The sequence below is a fragment of the Gracilibacillus marinus genome, from assembly GCF_042651725.1.
In the GTDB taxonomy this organism is placed as follows: Bacteria; Bacillota; Bacilli; order Bacillales; family Amphibacillaceae; genus Gracilibacillus; species Gracilibacillus marinus.
Genome location: NZ_JBHSDV010000003.1, coordinates 41,120 through 59,282, shown reverse-complemented (window position 1 = coordinate 59,282; position 18,163 = coordinate 41,120). Strand labels below are relative to the sequence as shown.

The 18,163-nt window shown below is 33.9% G+C and carries 19 protein-coding genes; 4 read left to right on the top strand and 15 right to left on the bottom strand.

Annotated features, from left to right (window positions below; genetic code table 11):
• Window positions 1–130 precede the first annotated feature (130 nt).
• From ACFOZ1_RS10490 to ACFOZ1_RS10470, 5 genes are all read right to left on the bottom strand, one after another.
• Window positions 131–1,660 (bottom strand): polyamine aminopropyltransferase, encoded by a 1,530-nt coding sequence (locus ACFOZ1_RS10490; RefSeq protein ID WP_390199104.1) that lies wholly within the window; start codon window positions 1,658–1,660, stop codon window positions 131–133.
• 81 nt (window positions 1,661–1,741) lie between these two features.
• Window positions 1,742–2,137 carry a DUF350 domain-containing protein gene (locus ACFOZ1_RS10485; RefSeq protein ID WP_390199102.1) on the bottom strand — a complete coding sequence of 132 codons (396 nt, stop codon included), beginning with the start codon at window positions 2,135–2,137 and terminating at the stop codon, window positions 1,742–1,744.
• 20 nt (window positions 2,138–2,157) lie between these two features.
• Entirely contained in the window at window positions 2,158–2,829 is a 672-nt protein-coding gene (locus ACFOZ1_RS10480; protein ID WP_390199100.1) for a DUF4247 domain-containing protein, read from the bottom strand.
• A 78-nt stretch (window positions 2,830–2,907) separates the two neighbouring features.
• Window positions 2,908–3,576 (bottom strand): PspA/IM30 family protein, encoded by a 669-nt coding sequence (locus tag ACFOZ1_RS10475; protein ID WP_390199099.1) that lies wholly within the window; start codon window positions 3,574–3,576, stop codon window positions 2,908–2,910.
• A gap of 13 nt (window positions 3,577–3,589) precedes the next feature.
• Complete coding sequence (locus ACFOZ1_RS10470; RefSeq protein ID WP_390199097.1) at window positions 3,590–4,099, bottom strand: DUF4178 domain-containing protein; 510 nt, start codon at window positions 4,097–4,099, stop codon at window positions 3,590–3,592.
• Window positions 4,100–4,347: 248 nt separating this feature from the next.
• On the opposite strand from ACFOZ1_RS10470, the gene ACFOZ1_RS10465 reads away from it, so the two are divergent.
• Window positions 4,348–4,791 (top strand): universal stress protein, encoded by a 444-nt coding sequence (locus tag ACFOZ1_RS10465; RefSeq protein WP_390199095.1) that lies wholly within the window; start codon window positions 4,348–4,350, stop codon window positions 4,789–4,791.
• Between the two features lie 187 nt (window positions 4,792–4,978).
• On the opposite strand, the gene ACFOZ1_RS10460 is transcribed toward ACFOZ1_RS10465, so the two are convergent.
• From ACFOZ1_RS10460 to ACFOZ1_RS10445, 4 genes are all read right to left on the bottom strand, one after another.
• The gene (locus tag ACFOZ1_RS10460) at window positions 4,979–6,178 is read right to left on the bottom strand and encodes an acetate kinase (protein ID WP_390199735.1); all 1,200 of its coding nucleotides are present in this window, start codon (window positions 6,176–6,178) and stop codon (window positions 4,979–4,981) included.
• Between the two features lie 132 nt (window positions 6,179–6,310).
• Complete coding sequence (locus ACFOZ1_RS10455) at window positions 6,311–7,291, bottom strand: class I SAM-dependent methyltransferase (protein WP_390199094.1); 981 nt, start codon at window positions 7,289–7,291, stop codon at window positions 6,311–6,313.
• A gap of 140 nt (window positions 7,292–7,431) precedes the next feature.
• Complete coding sequence (gene ytfJ / locus ACFOZ1_RS10450; protein WP_390199092.1) at window positions 7,432–7,860, bottom strand: GerW family sporulation protein; 429 nt, start codon at window positions 7,858–7,860, stop codon at window positions 7,432–7,434.
• Window positions 7,861–8,379, bottom strand: coding sequence for a DUF2953 domain-containing protein (locus tag ACFOZ1_RS10445; RefSeq protein ID WP_390199091.1), 519 nt, complete (start codon window positions 8,377–8,379; stop codon window positions 7,861–7,863). It lies immediately after the preceding gene.
• Between the two features lie 177 nt (window positions 8,380–8,556).
• On the opposite strand from ACFOZ1_RS10445, the gene ACFOZ1_RS10440 reads away from it, so the two are divergent.
• Window positions 8,557–9,360 carry an NAD kinase gene (locus tag ACFOZ1_RS10440; RefSeq protein ID WP_390199734.1) on the top strand — a complete coding sequence of 268 codons (804 nt, stop codon included), beginning with the start codon at window positions 8,557–8,559 and terminating at the stop codon, window positions 9,358–9,360.
• A gap of 580 nt (window positions 9,361–9,940) precedes the next feature.
• Here the strand turns inward: ACFOZ1_RS10440 and ACFOZ1_RS10435 are convergent.
• From ACFOZ1_RS10435 to ACFOZ1_RS10410, 6 genes are all read right to left on the bottom strand, one after another.
• Entirely contained in the window at window positions 9,941–11,536 is a 1,596-nt protein-coding gene (locus ACFOZ1_RS10435) for an amidohydrolase (protein ID WP_390199089.1), read from the bottom strand.
• Between the two features lie 107 nt (window positions 11,537–11,643).
• Window positions 11,644–11,853, bottom strand: a complete 210-nt coding sequence (locus tag ACFOZ1_RS10430) for a small, acid-soluble spore protein, alpha/beta type (protein ID WP_390199088.1) — start codon at window positions 11,851–11,853, stop codon at window positions 11,644–11,646.
• 96 nt (window positions 11,854–11,949) lie between these two features.
• Window positions 11,950–13,149 carry a tRNA uracil 4-sulfurtransferase ThiI gene (gene thiI / locus ACFOZ1_RS10425; RefSeq protein ID WP_390199086.1) on the bottom strand — a complete coding sequence of 400 codons (1,200 nt, stop codon included), beginning with the start codon at window positions 13,147–13,149 and terminating at the stop codon, window positions 11,950–11,952.
• Between the two features lie 6 nt (window positions 13,150–13,155).
• Window positions 13,156–14,295 (bottom strand): cysteine desulfurase family protein, encoded by a 1,140-nt coding sequence (locus ACFOZ1_RS10420; RefSeq protein ID WP_390199085.1) that lies wholly within the window; start codon window positions 14,293–14,295, stop codon window positions 13,156–13,158.
• A 150-nt stretch (window positions 14,296–14,445) separates the two neighbouring features.
• Window positions 14,446–14,781, bottom strand: a complete 336-nt coding sequence (locus ACFOZ1_RS10415) for a hypothetical protein (RefSeq protein ID WP_390199083.1) — start codon at window positions 14,779–14,781, stop codon at window positions 14,446–14,448.
• Window positions 14,782–14,796: 15 nt separating this feature from the next.
• The gene (locus ACFOZ1_RS10410) at window positions 14,797–16,500 is read right to left on the bottom strand and encodes a septation ring formation regulator EzrA (RefSeq protein ID WP_390199082.1); all 1,704 of its coding nucleotides are present in this window, start codon (window positions 16,498–16,500) and stop codon (window positions 14,797–14,799) included.
• A 260-nt stretch (window positions 16,501–16,760) separates the two neighbouring features.
• Here ACFOZ1_RS10410 and ACFOZ1_RS10405 point away from each other — a divergent pair, with 260 nt between their 5' ends.
• On the top strand, window positions 16,761–17,240 hold the full coding sequence (locus ACFOZ1_RS10405; protein WP_390199080.1) for a GAF domain-containing protein: 480 nt from the start codon (window positions 16,761–16,763) through the stop codon (window positions 17,238–17,240).
• 219 nt (window positions 17,241–17,459) lie between these two features.
• Window positions 17,460–18,062: a 30S ribosomal protein S4 gene (gene rpsD / locus ACFOZ1_RS10400; protein WP_390199078.1), complete on the top strand. Its 603-nt coding sequence runs from the start codon at window positions 17,460–17,462 to the stop codon at window positions 18,060–18,062.
• The last annotated feature ends 101 nt before the right edge of the window (window positions 18,063–18,163 follow it).

The following is an 18,163-nucleotide window of genomic DNA, read 5'->3' as shown; positions in this document are numbered from 1 at the left end:
TGCTAGAATATTCAATTTATTGTAGTAATAATGTGATTTTTCTCTTATTCACATCTACTGTCTTATTATTTTTTTATGAACTGTATTATAAGAATACCTAACGATAATTACATATGTACATCAAGTAGATTTAATAATATTCCCATGAACGTTCATATATTGGAATAAGTAATGGATCTATTAATGTATTTACACCTAATTCCAATCCATTATCACTCTCATCTTTTCCAAAATATGTGAGACTCTCTATCATCTCTTCCTTTAAATAATTTGTCTCAACGCTAATTTTCATGTCTTCGATTGCTATTTCTTCTCTTGATGCAAGAACAAATCCCCAGTTCCCAAAACTCGGAATATCGACATGAAAGTTCTCTGTCTGTAAACCCGTACTCCCAATTGTATTAGAAATTGTCCAATAAGCTTCTCGTGCAAACACCGGGCTTGTTGCCTGTACCATCATGGCTCCACCTGGAGTGAGGTGATTGCGAACAAGAGAATAGAATTCCTTTGTATACAATTTATTGAGGCTTTCATTATTTGGATCTGGTAAGTCTATAATAACTATATCGAACCATTGATCACTATTTTCTAAATATTGAAAAGCATCTTGGTTCTCCACGTGTACGCGTTTATCCATTAATGCCCCTCCATTTAACTCGAGTAAATATGGATTCGTGTTTGCTAACTCAATGACAACAGGATCCAAATCAACTAATGTGACTTCCTCTACTTCATCATATTTCAATAATTCTCTTGTCCCTAGGCCATCCCCACCACCTAATACAAGAACATTTTTCTTTTCTTCTGCTTGCGCCATTGGAAGATGAATAAGTAATTCATGATAACGATGCTCATCTATCGAACTAAATTGTAATGCACCATCTAAATATAATCGTATATCAGCTTTTTCCTTTGTTAGGATAATTTTCTGATATTGGCTTTCTTCTAAATGTATAATAGGGTCATTATACAATTTCTGTTCAAACGTTAGTGCAACTTGCTCACCAAATAACAGTCCAACAATTAAAACAATTGCGATACTACCGCCAATAATCGAATGGAGTAACATACGTTTTATTTCATTTCTAAATAAATACAATACAACCAAAGCAACTGTTAGATTAATTAATCCGACGAAAAACGCACTTTTTACAATACCTAGTTGAGGACGTAAGAAGAACACAAATAATAATCCACCAATTAATCCACCTGCATAATCAGAAAAAAGTACTCTCGCTGTACTCTTCTCTAATGTCACACCGATTGCATTTGCTTTACGAATCAGGATCGGCAATTCCACACCTGTTAATGCACCAACAGTTAATGTAATAGCATAAAGAAAAATGGCGTCTGCACCATCAGATCCAAATGCAGTCATCCCAAACATTAAAAAGCTAGAAAAACCACCAATTAATGCAACCAAGAATTCTATGTATATAAACGATAAGATTAGTTTCTTTGTGACTTTTTCACTAAGACTAGCACCAATACCCATCCCAGTTAAAAAAAGTGAGATAGTCAGTGTATATTGCTTCACACCATCTCCTAAAATATAGGAACCTAATGCACCAAATAATACTTCAAATATAATGCCACAAATAGATACAATACCAGAAGCCCAATAAATAAAGTAACTCTGCCTATGTTTAACCTTCTCCATACACGCCACTCCAACTTTAGTATAAATAAAATAATTTACCTACACGATAAAAACCTGGCCAATTCGACCAGGTTTCACATGTTATGTGATCGATGCACCAATAACAAATGCAAGACCGACTGATACTCCTAAAGAAATAACTCCAACAGCAATATTGTTGTTTTTTAATTGTTCTTCAACCGAAAATTTTCTAGTAACTAATTCAAAAAGTAAATATGCTATCATTTGAAGTATCACACCATAAGCACCCCAAATAAGCGTTTCCCAAACTGAAATACTATGATAAATGGCAAATGATAATATAATACTTATACCAATAATCTTCCCTGTAATAGACAATGCCACCGCTTGATTACCTGCTTTGATTTCATCCCAGTCTTTATACTTTGTAGTAATCCATTCAAAAATAACTAAACCAATTAAAATAACCACAATTGCCGCAATAAAATAAATAAAAGTTGAAATAAATGCATCCATTTTTATACTACCTCCTTCAATTATTTACCTGAACTAGGTCCGCCTCCACGTACAGATGACATTCCTCTGTTTGTCGTACTTCCACCACTATATGCTTTTCCTGTACTAGAGGAATATCCACCGTAACAGTCATTAGTTTGACAGTACTTTCTTCTGTTCTTTCCCCAATCATCTACATCCAGTACATCATCAAGTAATCGAATTGCAAAATACGTTTGTAAAAAACTAGGATTATAATTATTACGAACAAACTGATCACTTGCTACTTCAATGATTGTTACATTTTCTAATTCTTCACTATCTTTTAAAATAATGAATAGATCCTGATAAATTAGTATTTGTTGACCATCTATGTACTCACTTATTTCATCAGGTTGTTTTGTTTCATTTAACAAATCAGCCAGTTCTTCTACACCAAATAAATCTGTTCCGTAAACATTTGCAACCGTTTCTTTCCCACTTACATTATCAATATAAGAGAAGTTGTTCGCAATGATTGTGTCTATTTCTTGATTACGATCATTTTTAATATTTTCCATTGTCTGTTCTTTCGTAATACCTGTTTGAATGTCTTCTAGATTGACGGACGAAGATTCATCAAACGCTGAAAGATTTGAAAATTCATTTTGACTACAGCCAGATAATAAGATAAAGAAAAATAAAGCACTACAAATCAATGTAAATTTCTTCATTAATTCACCTCCCAGTAAGCCGTAAATACATAGGAAAGAAAGAACCTATTCAGGCTCTTTCTTCATCCTACTATTTAATTATTCTTTACCTAATTTCTTCTTTAATGCCGCTAGTTCATCATCTACTCCGCCTTTATCTAACTCTCTGAATTCATCATCTAAACTGCGACTAGAAGAAGATAAATCTTCACTAGTTTCTGCTTCCGCTTCAAAACGCATTACTTTCTCTTCCATTCGCTCAAATCCACGTTTTGATTCGTCATTACTAATACTAGACATAGCACGATTCATTTTCGTACGTGTTTTAGCAGACTCTGCACGTGCTTTTAATGTGTCTTTTTTCAATTGCATGTCTTGGTATTCTTTTTTCATTTCATCTAGTTTTTCACGCAATTGATCTGCATCTTGTTTTGCGCGTTCCCATGACTCTGTTAACAAAATCGCTTGTTGTTCTTGGCTTTTTTTGTCTTCTAAAGCACGTCTTGCTAAATCTTCATTACCTGCTTCAATTGCCTTTTCTGCTTGTTGTTGTCTCTTTTCAACAAGTTGATTTGCATCATCTGCTTTGCGTTTTAGCATTTTTTCATTTGCAATTTGTTTCGCTACAGACGCTTCTGCTTCACGAATATCTGACTCCATTTCTCTCATGAACTGATCAAGCATTTTAACCGGATCTTCTGCCTTGTCTAACATCGCATTTAATTCTGAACCTACTACTGTTTTTACACGTTTAAAAAATTGAAACATATTGATTTCCTCCTTAATTTGATCCTGCTATTATTTTAATTTCAAATGGTTCTATTTCAAAACCATAACTCACTTCAATTTCACTTCCCCAGTCCTCTAGACTAAGAAAATGCTCCTCACTATCGTCACAGTAATCTGCATATTTCATTACTTGACCATTCACATTTCGGCTTCTACCTTCACCTTGAATTCTTGCTTCGCCTCGTTCATCCAAATAATACGTTTTACCATTGTAATCAAGTTTTTTTGGATACGTACTAGCTTCAGGTAACTGAATACTCTTGTATATACCAAGCTCTAATTCATCATCCATTTCAGCTGATAGCCAAATCGTGTCCTCACCTCCTAATAATTGATAGCTAATCCACTCATAGTTACCTTGACGATAGATAATCTTCCCTACAACTTCAAAATCTTGTAAGTCATATTCAACTATGTCACCTATTTGAATAGATAAAGCATCTCGCTTCTTAATATCTGGAATTGATTTATTTTTAGAAAATAATCTTTGAAACAAACCCAACTATTACACCCCACTTTACCAATATCAAGTTGTTACTACTTATACGGAAACTAAATGAAATACGTTTCACTTTTTTTTAAAAAAATATCAACATTTTTATCATAACATCTTTTTCGAACAAATATCTAATGGTAACATGCCAGCTCACTTGTTTGATTTCACATCGAAAAGGGTATTTATTCTTATAATGTTCACACATTGTAAGCGAATTCATGATATAATTATTATATAAGAAAGGAGTGATCATCATGGCATTTGAATATCACCGTATTCTCGTTGCTGTAGATGGTTCAGAAGCATCTGAATTAGCATTTAAAAAAGCTGTGGATATCGTAAAAAGGAATCATGCAAAAATGTTTTTAGTACATGTCATTGACACACGTACTATTACAACTGTTGCACCAGAGGTATATGATCAAACACTTGCTTCACGCTCTGAAAGTTATGCTCAATCCATACTAAATGATTATAAAGAAAAAGCACACAAAAGTGGTGTACTTGATATCGTTACACATGTGGAAGTTGGTTCACCGAAAATTAAAATACCTAAAGATTTAGCTAAGAAATATGAAGCAGATTTAATTATATGCGGAGCAACTGGAATGAATGCAGTAGAAAGATTTTTAATTGGAAGTGTGTCAGAAAGTATTACTCGATATGCAAAATGTGATGTTTTAGTTGTTAGGAGCTAGAGTAGTGACTTTGTATAATAATTGTGATAAATCTCAAACCGAACTGTAAGTAAAGTTCGGTTTTTCTATGTGTAATATTTTCGACTTCACGACTCTCTTGTGCTTTTAGCTATTACAAAAGCCAATCTTCTTTTGTTAAGAAAAAAGATTGGCTTCAGATACATTATAACTTTTATTATTTATTAAGTTATGCTTTCACAGGATCTGTTAGTCGTACAACATCTCGCGCAATCATAACTTCTTCATTCGTTGGAATGATAATTACTTTAACTGGTGAATGTGGATAGTTAATAAATGTTTCTTTTCCACGAATATTATTTAATTTAGGATCCCAGTATACACCCATAAATTCTAAACCTTTAAGTACACGTTCTCTGATTGTAATACTATTCTCACCAACACCTGCAGTGAAAATTATTGCATCAACTCCATGCATTCTTGCAGCATATGAACCAATATATTTATGGATACGTTCTGCAAATACTTCTAAAGCTAGCTCTGCACGATGGTCTCCTGCATCTGCTTTTTCCTGAATGTCACGTAAGTCACTTGAGAAGCCTGATAATGCAAGCATCCCACTCTTCTTATTTAATACACTCATCACTTCTTGTGCTGTTTGTCCTGTTTTTTCCATGATATATGGAATAAGTGCTGGGTCAATATTTCCTGATCTTGTACCCATTGTCACACCTGCAAGTGGTGTAAAGCCCATTGAAGTGTCAATAGATTTCCCATTTTCAATCGCTGCAATACTCGCACCATTTCCTAAGTGACAAGATAACAGACGTAATTGACTAAGTGGTACTCCCATTAATTCAGAAGCACGTTCTGACACATATTTATGTGATGTCCCGTGGAAACCGTATTTACGGATACCGTATTTTTCATAATACTCATATGGTAAGCTATATAAATAAGATTGTTCCGGCATTGTTTGATGAAATGCTGTATCAAAAACTGCGACTGCAGGTACATTTGGTAATACCTCTAAAAATGCTTTAATCCCTGTCAAATTAGCAGGATTATGCAATGGTGCTAATTCAGATACTTCTTCAATCTCATCAATAACTTTTTTGTCAATGTTCACAGAATCATTGAATTTTTCTCCACCGTGAACAACTCGATGTCCAACCCCATCGATTTCGTCTAAGCTTTTAATGACACCTGTTTTTGTTAATTTGTCTAATAATAATTTTACAGCAATTTCGTGATTTGCTATATCTTCAACTACTTTGTCTTCCGTCTCGCCATATTCCATATTAAAAATAGAATTAGCTATTCCGATTCTTTCTATTAAGCCTTTTGCTAGTACTTTTTCTTCTGGCATTTCGATTAATTGGAATTTTAGAGACGAACTTCCAGCATTTACTGCTAATATTTTACGCAATATTTTCCATCCTTTCGTTCCTAAACATAATAATTGTTGAACATTCCCCATTCCATTTAACCACCGTCAGAACAAGTTTGCAACAGAGATGTCTAATGATACCGTTTCCTTCACAAAATTTTTATTTTCTGATTATTCTAAACCTTCATCTTTGAACCATTGATCAATTTTTCGAAGTACCGCATGTGTCTTTTGTATGTCTTTAAATGACGGTAATTGAGCCATTAACGCTTGCTTTGGTGCTTTTGTATTTTCTCCCTTTTTCTGAATAATAAAAACACTTTTTGCATGCTTTTCTGACGCAAACATCGACATCGGTAATTGTAATAAACTCACAATATGTGCATGTTTGTGCAAGAAATTGTGTAGTTGCTTACTTTGATCACTTGTAAATAAGAAATTAGGGATAATAAATAATAAGAATCCCCCTGCTTTTGTATATGTTAAGCTTTGTTCAATAAATAAATGATGTGCATAAGAATGCCCTTCTTCCGCTTGTAACTCATATTTAGCTGCTTGCTCATCATTTGGATAGTAACCAACAGGCAAATCACATACAGTAATATCTACTGGTTCTAATAGAAATGGCATTAAACTGTCTTGATGGAAAAATTCGATTGATTGTTTTTGCAAGTTAGCATTCTCCACTGCTAATTGAATAAATGTAGGATCTACTTCACTACCATAACCACTCACATCTGCTTCTACTTGGTTCATGATAGCAGTTAATAAGTTCGCTGTCCCACTTGCTGGATCAAATAAACGAAAATGTTGTTTGTTTTTCACTAGTTTTTGAATAAAATACCCCATGAACATGGATACAGAATCTGGTGTAATCATATGCTGTGGTTGCGTATGACCTTTCATTCCTTTTATTAAAGCTAATTGAATTGTCTTTCTAATTTGTTCACTTTCTACTTTTTCATCTGTCACTTTGTTTTTAATATTCTCTAATAACTCTAATTCATTTGTTTGAAAATCCGAGTTGCTACCATCATTTAAAAATTGGAGTACTTCTATAAGACCTTCTAAATAAGTGATGTCTAATCTTTCTTCTATTAAATGTGTTACTTCGTCTAATTGTTTAAATACTTCTTCTATTTGATAACTCATTATTCTCCCCCACTCTTTGTTCCATTGCTTTCACTTCACAAGTATTTGTTGCTCTTTACACTTCATCCTAACATACAACAAATCCACTGCCTATTATATTATGAAGGCAGTGGATTGTTCTGTCTACTCGTTTGTATTCATTACTTTTTTTCATCATGTTGATTTTTATCTTTTTCATGTTTTAGAAGACCCATAATTTGATCAATAAATTGTGGACCTTTCTCTAACATTTTCTCATACACATGTGTGGACTCATTTAATGTAATGAGTTCGACCCCTGACTTATTTGCAACTAAGAATGCTGTGGGCGTAATGGATACACCCCCACCACTTCCCCCACCAAATGGAATAATCATATCAGACCCTTGATCTTGTGATTTCTGTTCCTTTCCTAAAAATTCGCTTCCTCCGGCCGCAAATCCAAATTTCACTTTGGATAGAGGAATAATCACACTCCCATCTGGTGCATCTATCGGCTTCCCAATTGCCGTATCTACCTCAATCATTTGTCTGAGATTCTCCATTGTTAATGACATAAATCCTTCTAGTGGATGAACATTTTCTTCCATTTATTTCTCTCCTTTCTTTTTCCATTGTTTAAAGACATGTATAGTCTTTCGCAATTTCCAAGAAAAAATACATACACCATTTGCTTCCAATATATTTTCTTCAAAATTCGCAGCAACTTGACAATCGATTGTTGCGTTATTAGATTGTCGGCTTTTTATTATTTCAACAATAGACTGTATAATTCCATACCATATAGCAGTAACATCAGGTTCTTCTGCTCCTATCACAATATCTGCTTGTAATTTCTCTGTTCTTACTTCATTCATAAAAAAATGCATCAGAAGCTTGATATTTTTTTTGCTAAGATTACTGTCAGAAGACGTATCTTCCTTATCGTCTAAAAGATGGATACTGTTCTGATATATTTTGAATCCGATCACTCGAATCGTCATTTCTACTTGTTGTGAATCTTTATTAATATTCCAATTTAACCAACAATAAAATCTGGCGAAAGAAATAATTAAAATGGCTACTAGCAGTATAAGTAAGAGAAGAATTGCTAACGTAAGGACAATCATGTCTGTCACCACCTTTATTATGGTGTAGCCTTTTTATAACGTTCATTTATTCCAATAAATACGTTAATAGTCTATACAATTTTTGATAACATTAATCAAATAAGCCATACTTTAGAATAGGAACAATGAATAATACATGATAAAATGATGATACAATGAACAAATGGAGGTGCTTACATAATGGAAAAACGCAAGAATCTATATTTTTATCACGCTAAAAGTGAAGAACTAGAGGAAAAGTTATCCGCATTATTTGAAACAGTGAAAAAAAGTGGTTTTAACATTGTAGATGATTTTAACAAGGCAAATATCATCATAAGTGTTGGTGGTGATGGTGAATTTTTGCAAGCTGTTCGCCACACTAATTTTAGACAAGATTGTTTGTATGTCGGAATCACACAAGAGAATGAAGCTGGATTATATTGTGATTTTCAATTAGATCGATATGTTGATATGATTCATGCAATGAAAGATGATCAAATTGAAGTTCGACGTTTTCCTGTCATTGATGTAACAATTAATGGTGAGTCTACTTTTCATTGTTTAAATGAAGCAACTATTCGTTCAGCGATTATTAAAACAATTGTTATGGATGTATACATAGATGATAATCATTTCGAACGATTCCGTGGAGATGGCCTTATTGTAGCTACTCCTACAGGAAGTACTGGTTATAATAAATCAACAACTGGGTCTGTCATTGATCCAAAGATCCCATGTTTTCAGGTGACAGAACTCGCTTCATTAAATAACAACCACTATCGTACACTCGGCTCGTCTTTTGTTCTAAATCAAGATAGAACACTACGTATCGAAGTGATTCAAGATGGTAATGACTATCCGATTATCGGTTTGGACAATGAAGCATATTCTATCCGCAACATCAAAACAGTCACAATTCAATTGAGTGACAAACGAGTAAAAACAGTAAAACTAAAAAACAATTCCTTCTGGGACCGTGTAAAACGTACATTTCTATAGAAAATTGAAAGCAGAAAGGAACATCAATATTGTCCTTAACACAAAAAAACAAAAGATGCCATATTTATTGTTTCATAATGAAAGGATGATATGATACGAAACGACTCTAATTATTGATTATGAAATGAATTATGTGCGTATAACCCGCTCCGGCTTGCCCACTCCCCTTTCCATAGCAGTGGGAGTGTGCGCCTTCGCTAAGTGAAGTTCTATAATGTTTACAAGTGCTTATATTTTGGTTTATTACAGATAGTAGATTGTTTCTTTCTTATCATACGTAATCTAAAGACCAAATCATAGCAGAAATGAAATTTTGATGATTACTTTAATTGTAGAGTATCAAAAAGCGCAGGTGTCCGTTTTCACTCCCATGGGATGTTTTTCCACTAAGATCCACTTTTTTAGAGACCTTTGCTAAAAAAAGTTAGCTTAGGGGAAAAACCCACGGAAAGGAAAAACGGACAAGCCGGAGTGGTTGCTAAGCACATATAAAATCTCAAAATCACATTACACTCCCCTTAAACACGTAAAAAAATCCTTCTGACTCAAGTTCATTTTTTTCTAAAATACTTATATATAATTAACTTTCTTGTCTTTTATACATCCACTGTTCATTCACAATTGTCCCTACTACTTGTACATCCTTTATGTGAATCGGGTCAATAGCAAATAAGTCTTCAGCAAGTAGAGTAAAATCAGCTACATAACCTTTTGCTATCATTCCTCTATCATGCTCATGACCAATGACATAGGCACTTCCTTTTGTATATAACGACACAGCTTCATAAACAGATAGACATTGTTCTGGATAATATGTTTGATTGTCTATGGAAGAAACGCGATTGACAAATGCGTCGATACCCAATAACGGATGAACCTCCTCAATTGGTGCATCAGATCCTGCAGCGCAGTGAATCCCATTTTCTAAAAATGTTTTCCAAGCATATGCTTGCTTTGCTCTCGATTCACCAATTCTTTCTATTACCCAAGGAAAATCCGATGCGACAAATGTTGGTTGAATATCTAAAACAACATCTATTTCTTTCAGTAATTGTATGACATCTGGATTGGTTACTTGTGCGTGAATAATTCGATCACGCAATCCATTTGTTAATGGATACTTCTTGATTAATTTAGCTACAACTTCTGAAGCTTTATCCCCAATTGCATGAATAGCAATCGGATGATTTTGTTTACGTGCTTGTATAATTAACTTTTCTAAATCATCTTGATGATGAATAGGAATCCCTTTATTATTAGAATCATCCTCGTATGCTTCACTTAACCATGCCGTTCGCCCACCAAGTGCACCATCTGAGAATATTTTCATCGCACCTAATTCGGTATATTCTCCACCATCTCCATACACATAGCCTGATTGAATCATTTCTTGAAAAACTTCGTGATGAACTAATAAATGTGCACGAAATAGAAATGTACTCGGCAATATAGATTGGTATGCCTGTAATGTCCGAGCAAATCCATCATAATAAGCTAAATCTTCTGTATGTCCGCCTACTAATCCTTTTGATAATAAATCTTGTATCGCACGTTCTGTTGTCTTACGCAATAACTGGTCAGATATTGGAGGAATGACATTCTTGATTAGTTCTTGTGCTTGATCTAATAAATAACCAGTTGGTTCACCACTGTCATCTTTAATAATCTTTCCTCCTTGAGGATTTTCCGTATCTTTACATATATGAGCTAATTGTAATGCTTTCGAGTTAACAATTACTGCATGTCGACAAATTCTTGTTAACATAACTGGATTGTCTTTACAAACACTATCGAGTTCTTTTCTATGAATAATTTCTTTCTCGTCCCATTGATTTTCGTTCCATCCTTCTGCAATGAGCCATTCATCCATATCGAGTTCTGTTGCTCTTTCTGCTACTTTTTCTAACACTTCTTCTTTTGATTGCATCTGCGAGAGGTCTATATGCATCAATTTCTCTCCATGGCCAATGATATGCAAATGACTATCTACAAAACCAGGATACATGACGCTTCCATTTAAATCTTCCCATTTAGTGATTTTATCTTTATACATATGTATCAGTGTTTCTTTATTACCTAGATCTATTATCTTTCCATTGTCTGTTACGACCGCTTCAACGATATCATTCTCTTCTGTCATCGTATAAATTTTTCCACCATACCATAATGTACTCATTTCATCCCACTCCATACACACTTTATTGTATTAGCACTAACGATAACAGAAAGCATACATATTGAAAAGGATAGTGCACATCGCACTACCCTTTTTATATTTCTAAATTATTGATTTGCTTGTGTTCCATTTAATTGTTGTTCAGCCATTTGTACTAAACGTTTTGTGATTTCTCCACCAACTGAACCATTTGCACGAGAAGTAGTATCAGCACCTAAACTTACGCCAAATTCTTGTGCGATCTCATATTTCATTTGATCTAATGCTTGACTTACTCCAGGAACTACTAATTGATTTGAGCTATTGTTATTCGCCATGATATTCACCTCCTCTTGGTACAATAGTATCTTGCGCCAAGTAGGGAGGAATCATGCATCAAAAACTTTGGTAGTTGTTGTTAATTTAACCAATGATTATAGCAAGTCTTCCATCTCATCTTTTTGTTTCATTTGCGGTGTAATATGAATGGTTTCGATATTTGCTAGGATTTCTTCTATATCTTGTTCAAATTCAACAGCACTTTCAAATTGCTCAACTTTTTCAAGTCTTGGTTTTGTCTTTGGTGATTTCGGAACAAATACTGTACAACAATCCTCATATGGACGTATCGATATATCATACATATTAATTCGTTCAGAAATCCTTATAATCTCATCTTTGTCCATTGTTACTAATGGTCTAATAACAGGATAATTTGTAACAGCATTAATTGCATGCATACTCTCCATTGTTTGACTAGCTACTTGTCCAAGACTCTCTCCTGTTGTTAATGATAAAATCTCTTCTTTTTTTGCTACTTCTTCACTTATTCTCATCATCATCCGACGCATTACTGTCATGGAATAACCATGAGGTATTTCACGATGAATTTTTTGCTGTAAAGCAGTAAAAGGGATGATGTGTACTTTCATACTCGTGCCATAATAAGCAAGTCTCTCTGCTAAATCTAATACTTTTTCTTTTGCTCTTTCACTAGTATATGGTGGTGAATGAAAATGAATGGCTTCTAACTCAATACCACGTTTCATCGCTAAATAACCTGCAACAGGGCTATCAATTCCTCCGGACAACAACAATAATGTCTTCCCTGCTGAACCTACAGGTAATCCACCAGCACCAAGAACTTTTTCGGATGTTAAATATGTCGCCTTTTCTCTTATATCCACTGTGATTTCTAAGTCTGGATTGTGAACGTCTACTGTAATATTCTCTGTATGAACAAGTAAATGCCCTCCAAGCACTTGATTCATTTGTTGTGAGTCTAACGGGAACTCTTTATTTGATCGTTTTGTTGTAATTTTGAATGTAGTAGGATTTGATTTTTTTAATAATGTAAGTGCACTATCCTTAATTTTTTCTACATCATTATCCGCTTTTATAGCTAAGCTTAAGCTTTGGATACCAAATATATCTTTACATCTTTCTAATATCGGCTCAGGATTTTCCCCATTTAATTCGATGTACATACGGTCTCTTTTTTTCTGTACTCTTGCATTAGGGAAGTCCTTTATTGCTCTGATAACAGTTTTGTGTAATGGAGTTGTGAATAGCTTTCTATTTCGACCCTTTAATGACAATTCCCCATACCTTATTACAATATGATCATAATTCATCTTTATCTACCTCATTACTTTTGCTAATTTATTTATAACTATGTTTAATGTGTGAAGGAATCCATCGATTTCTTCTTTCGTTGTATTGAAGGACATACTTACTCGCAATCCAGAACTAGCAATAGCTTGGCTTTTTCCACAAGCTTCTAACACACTACTGATATCGGATTTCTTTGAAGAGCAAGCTGATTTTGTTGAAATATAAATTTTTGCTTCTTCTAATGCATGAATGACAACTTCTGGTTTGAAGCCAGGTAAAGAAAAATGCACAATATGTGGTGCGCTACTTGTCTCTGGTGTATTTATCTTTACATAATGAATCTTTTTTAGTTCATCCATGATATAGATTTTAAGTTGTTCTATACGCTTCGTATCATTTTCCTTAGCTAATGTAATTCGTAATGCTTTTGCTAGTGCTACGATACCTGGAACATTCTCTGTACCTGACCGAATGTTTGCTTCCTGACCTCCACCATGCGCTAAAGAAAAAAGTCGAATACCCTTTTTTACATATAATATACCTGTACCTTTTAAGCCGTGGATTTTATGACCGGAAATGGTACATAAGTCTATATTTGCTTTTCGAATCGAAATCGGTACTTTCCCGATACTCTGTACAGCATCTACATGAAAAAAGATTTTTGGATAATTGTGAAGCAATGCTCCGATTTCTTCTATTGGTTGAATTGTACCAATCTCATTATTCACATGCATTACTGACACCAATATCGTATCATCTGTTATTTCTTTTTTCACATCATTTGGATTTACTCTTCCGTTTTCATCTACTGGAATATATGTGATATGAAAACCTAATTGTTTTAACGCTTCTAATGATTCTATTACAGAAGGATGTTCTACAGATGACGCTATAATATGTCTGCCTCGATGTTGATGTTGAAGCGCAATCCCTTTAATTGCTAAGTTATTCCCTTCTGTTCCGCCAGATGTAAAAACAACCTCATCTGGATTGATTTGAAGAAGTTCTGCAATTTGCTCCCTTGCTTTTCTAAGTAATCGTTCAGCTTCCATACCTAATCCATGCAAAGATGATGGATTACCAAAATAGTGTGTAGCAGCAGTATGAAAACTTTTCATTACTTCTTCATTAGGTTTTGTTGTTGCACTATTGTCTAAATATATCATGTTACCCCTCTTTTAATTTTCTATCGCTATCCTCATACTTATTCATTGAAATATCGTAACACATTTCGTAAAAGCTTTAAATAACTTTTTAGTTGTTGTTGCGCTTATCGTTGCTAACGTAAAAAAACACAGAGTACTCTCTGCGTTTTTTTACTGTGTTTGAATATTTAATGCTTCTAATACCACATCGATGGATAATGCTCGATTTGGATTGATATATCCTATATGTTGCTCTAGGGAAGTAGTTAGTTTATCTTGTTGTCTCTCCTCTTCTTTACTTCCATCTTGTGAGTGATTTGCATATTGTTTCGATTCTATCGTATCAAAGTAATTGAATACTCTTACTTTTTTATTTAATTCACTATTTATATTGTAGTGATGGGATGCAACAGTTACATCTGTTGCCTTCACGCCAGCATATGTCCAAATAATTGTACCCCATATAGCAATAGTAAAAACACATAGTATCGATATAAGCCATTTCATGATGTCAGTACTCCTTTAACTTAACATTTGTTGATAGTGTTCATCCAATTGTTCAATTTTCTTCATCGCATATGGATTCACTTCTTCTAAACCTTTCACACATACCTCTAATGCTTTTTCATATTTATAATCACGGAAAAGCTTTTCTGCTTCAATCAATGATCCATTAATTTCGGGGTGTGTCGTACGATAACGATTCCCATATTGGATTGCCACTTCAACTAAACGAGCCTGATCTAATAACATCTCTGTTTGTTCTGTGAAATGTGAAACTGCCTTATATGCTTCATCTAAACTATGTTGTACTCTCCCCATATCTAATGGGTGTTTGTACAAATTCTTCAGTACGACTTCACATTTATCCGTAGATTCTTCCAACAAATTTAGAATGGTTGATGGAATTCCTGGAATGTTACTTTTCATTAATTTTTTATTTGTTGCAACCAATTGTCGTTTTAATCGTCCAATTTTTTCTTTTGCTTCTATCTCATCTTTACGTAAGTCTTTAATTTTTTCGTAGAATTCCACTTGTGCCTTTTCTAATTCTTCCATTTCTTCTCTTATACCGTCAATTCTGTCTTTCAAATCAACATGGTGAGTTGCCTTTTCTTCGTAATCCTTTTCCATTTGTTCAAATTGATTTTGTATTTTTTCAAGCCATTTTTCAATACTTAAAAACAGTTCTAAATCTGGTGACTCAATATAATACGTTTCCTGTAATTCGGCAATTTCTTGTTTCAAAACAATATATGCTTCTTTTAATTCTTCTACTTTTACTTTTAACTTTGGAAATTCATTTTCTACAATGGATTTTGACTTCTCTTCTTTTTCTAACATTAATACCATTTCATTTAAACGTTCTTCCATTTGCACTAATGTTTCATCTACATCTATTAACTCACCTTGTTCTAAGTTAATAATTGTTTGCTTTAGTACTTTATCGTATTGTCTTAATTCTTTCTCAAAACCAAATTGTTCTACACGTAACCCTTCTTCTGCCATCATTTTCATTTCACGTAATAGTTCATTCATTTGTTCAGGTAACATTTTGTTAGACTTACGATAGAGTTCAGGAAATACAGATATCTTGTTTTCCAATTCAGCAAATGTCTGTTTCACTTCTTCTACCATCGTTTGTGCAGCAATATAATTGCCACCATCCTCTAATTCATGATACGAATCTAACTTCTTTTCAAGCTGTGTTAATTTTGATTCAAAAAATAATTCAGCTTTTCCGAATTGTACGCGATTATGTAATAGATATTTTTTTAGTTCTTTAATGTCAGGTGCTAACAATTCTACCTGTTCTTTTGTATGTTTTTCAGAATCTAATAATCGATCCACATCTTCTAATAGTTGGTCAATTTTGTGGTCAATCTCTTGTAACGATTGCTCAATTAACTGTAATCTTTTCTTTGCTTGAGGAATATTAAATCGATTCGCAAGTTCTTCAACATCTAATAAGTCCTCTTCCATATCTGGTAATACTTGTGCAACAATCTCATCCCACGCATCTTTCCATGATTCGAACTTATCTTGCGTTTCACCTAATAAATTTAATTGTTTTATTTTTCCTAGTTCTGCTGTCACATTACGACTCATGATGCTCATTTTCCATTCTTCGAGTCGATCTACTTCATCATATATTTTTCTTCTCAGAATAAGCCCAACAATCATTAGTGCAATGATGAGTAATATTCCACCGATCACAAATTCCATTTTCATTTCCTCCCACTAAACACCACTATCTATTGTCATTTTATGAAAATAATTGCGACTTTTGTATGTAAAGTTATAATATCATGTTTAGCACTGTTTTTGCCAAGATTTTTAATATTTATCTAATTTCTTTTTGCAATACTTGAAATAAATGCAAAAAAGTGATTCAAAAGTTGCTGAAATTTGTCACATTTTTAAAGATATTATACGATAGATACAATCTTTCGATAAAATACAACAACATAGAGAGGGGACTACAAATGTTTAACGTTAGTCACTATAATGGTGATAAAGAAAAAGATTATCCGCTTGTTATTAAACAATTGGATGCATTACTAGATGGAGAGACAGATATTATTGCAAATCTATCCAACGCATCTGCACTTCTCAATCAATTTTTAGATAATGTGAATTGGGTAGGTTTTTATTTATTAAAAGAGGAAGAGCTTGTACTTGGGCCATTCCAAGGACTTCCTGCATGTGTACGAATTAAAATTGGTAAAGGTGTATGTGGAACTGCAGTAAGTGAAGAAACTACACAACTTGTCATGGACGTCAATCAATTCCCAGGACATATTGCTTGTGACGCTGCTAGTCAGTCAGAAATTGTCGTACCAATAAGAAAAGACGGTCGTATTTTTGGTGTATTAGATATTGATAGTCCTAGCACATATCGCTTTGATGAAATCGATAAAAAATATTTAGAAGAATTTGTTGCGACACTGGAGAAATTCATTTAATTCTCTTGACTTCGTTCTAGGAAAATCATATAATGGAGTTTGTGTAAAAAAGGTAGCCTATGTGAACCGCCGGCTGACCATTTTATTCCTTATTTTAATAAGGTGTATCGCGTAACTCTCTGCTACTAGGGCGAAGATACATGAAAATAAAATGGCTGACGATATTGGAACACACTGTCTTATTTATGCAAATCTAATATATAAAGGAGAAGATGCACTATGGCTCGCTATACAGGATCTGTATGGAAAAAGTCTCGTCGTCTTGGTATCTCATTAACAGGTACTGGTAAGGAGTTAGACAAACGCCCTTACGCACCAGGTCAACACGGACCTAATCAACGTCGTAAACTATCTGAATATGGTTTACAGTTACAAGAAAAACAAAAATTACGTTTCATGTACGGAGTAAACGAACGTCAATTCCGTAACTTATTCAACAGAGCTAGCAAAATCAAAGGTATCCATGGTGAGAACTTCATGATTCTTCTTGAATCTCGCTTAGATAACTTAGTTTACCGTCTTGGTCTTGCTCGTACTCGTCGTCAAGCTCGTCAATTAGTAAACCATGGTCACATTACTGTTGATGGAAGTCGTGTAGATATTCCTTCATACGAAGTAAAACCTGGTCAAGTAATTGGTGTTCGTGAAAAATCTCTTAACCTTGATATTATTAAAGAGGCTGTAGAGGTTAACAACTTCACACCTGACTACGTATCTTTCGATGCAGATAAATTAGAAGGTACTTACACTCGCTTACCAGAGCGTTCTGAATTACCAGCTGAAATCAACGAAGCACTTATTGTTGAGTTCTACTCTCGTTAATCTATATAGTTTGCAGATTAATGAAAGTAACCCCATAGAATGTTGCTATAACAACATTCTATGGGGCTTTATTTTCTTAAATCTAAAATATTATTACAAGC

Bases quoted from the DNA above. Each gene is read 5' to 3' on its own strand.
- ACFOZ1_RS10435 (WP_390199089.1), bottom strand. From the start codon at position 11,536: ATGAGTACATTATGGTATGGTGGAAAAATTTATACGATGACAGAAGAG.
- thiI (WP_390199086.1), bottom strand. From the start codon at position 13,149: ATGAATTATGATCATATTGTAATAAGGTATGGGGAATTGTCATTAAAG.
- ACFOZ1_RS10490 (WP_390199104.1), bottom strand. From the start codon at position 1,660: ATGGAGAAGGTTAAACATAGGCAGAGTTACTTTATTTATTGGGCTTCT.
- ytfJ (WP_390199092.1), bottom strand. From the start codon at position 7,860: ATGGAAGAAAATGTTCATCCACTAGAAGGATTTATGTCATTAACAATG.
- ACFOZ1_RS10465 (WP_390199095.1), top strand. From the start codon at position 4,348: ATGGCATTTGAATATCACCGTATTCTCGTTGCTGTAGATGGTTCAGAA.
- ACFOZ1_RS10410 (WP_390199082.1), bottom strand. From the start codon at position 16,500: ATGGAATTTGTGATCGGTGGAATATTACTCATCATTGCACTAATGATT.
- rpsD (WP_390199078.1), top strand. From the start codon at position 17,460: ATGGCTCGCTATACAGGATCTGTATGGAAAAAGTCTCGTCGTCTTGGT.
- ACFOZ1_RS10445 (WP_390199091.1), bottom strand. From the start codon at position 8,379: ATGATTGTCCTTACGTTAGCAATTCTTCTCTTACTTATACTGCTAGTA.
- ACFOZ1_RS10420 (WP_390199085.1), bottom strand. From the start codon at position 14,295: ATGATATATTTAGACAATAGTGCAACAACAAAACCTAATGAAGAAGTA.
- ACFOZ1_RS10475 (WP_390199099.1), bottom strand. From the start codon at position 3,576: ATGTTTCAATTTTTTAAACGTGTAAAAACAGTAGTAGGTTCAGAATTA.
- ACFOZ1_RS10485 (WP_390199102.1), bottom strand. From the start codon at position 2,137: ATGGATGCATTTATTTCAACTTTTATTTATTTTATTGCGGCAATTGTG.
- ACFOZ1_RS10455 (WP_390199094.1), bottom strand. From the start codon at position 7,291: ATGAGTTATCAAATAGAAGAAGTATTTAAACAATTAGACGAAGTAACA.
- ACFOZ1_RS10430 (WP_390199088.1), bottom strand. From the start codon at position 11,853: ATGGCGAATAACAATAGCTCAAATCAATTAGTAGTTCCTGGAGTAAGT.
- ACFOZ1_RS10405 (WP_390199080.1), top strand. From the start codon at position 16,761: ATGTTTAACGTTAGTCACTATAATGGTGATAAAGAAAAAGATTATCCG.
- ACFOZ1_RS10415 (WP_390199083.1), bottom strand. From the start codon at position 14,781: ATGAAATGGCTTATATCGATACTATGTGTTTTTACTATTGCTATATGG.
- ACFOZ1_RS10480 (WP_390199100.1), bottom strand. From the start codon at position 2,829: ATGAAGAAATTTACATTGATTTGTAGTGCTTTATTTTTCTTTATCTTA.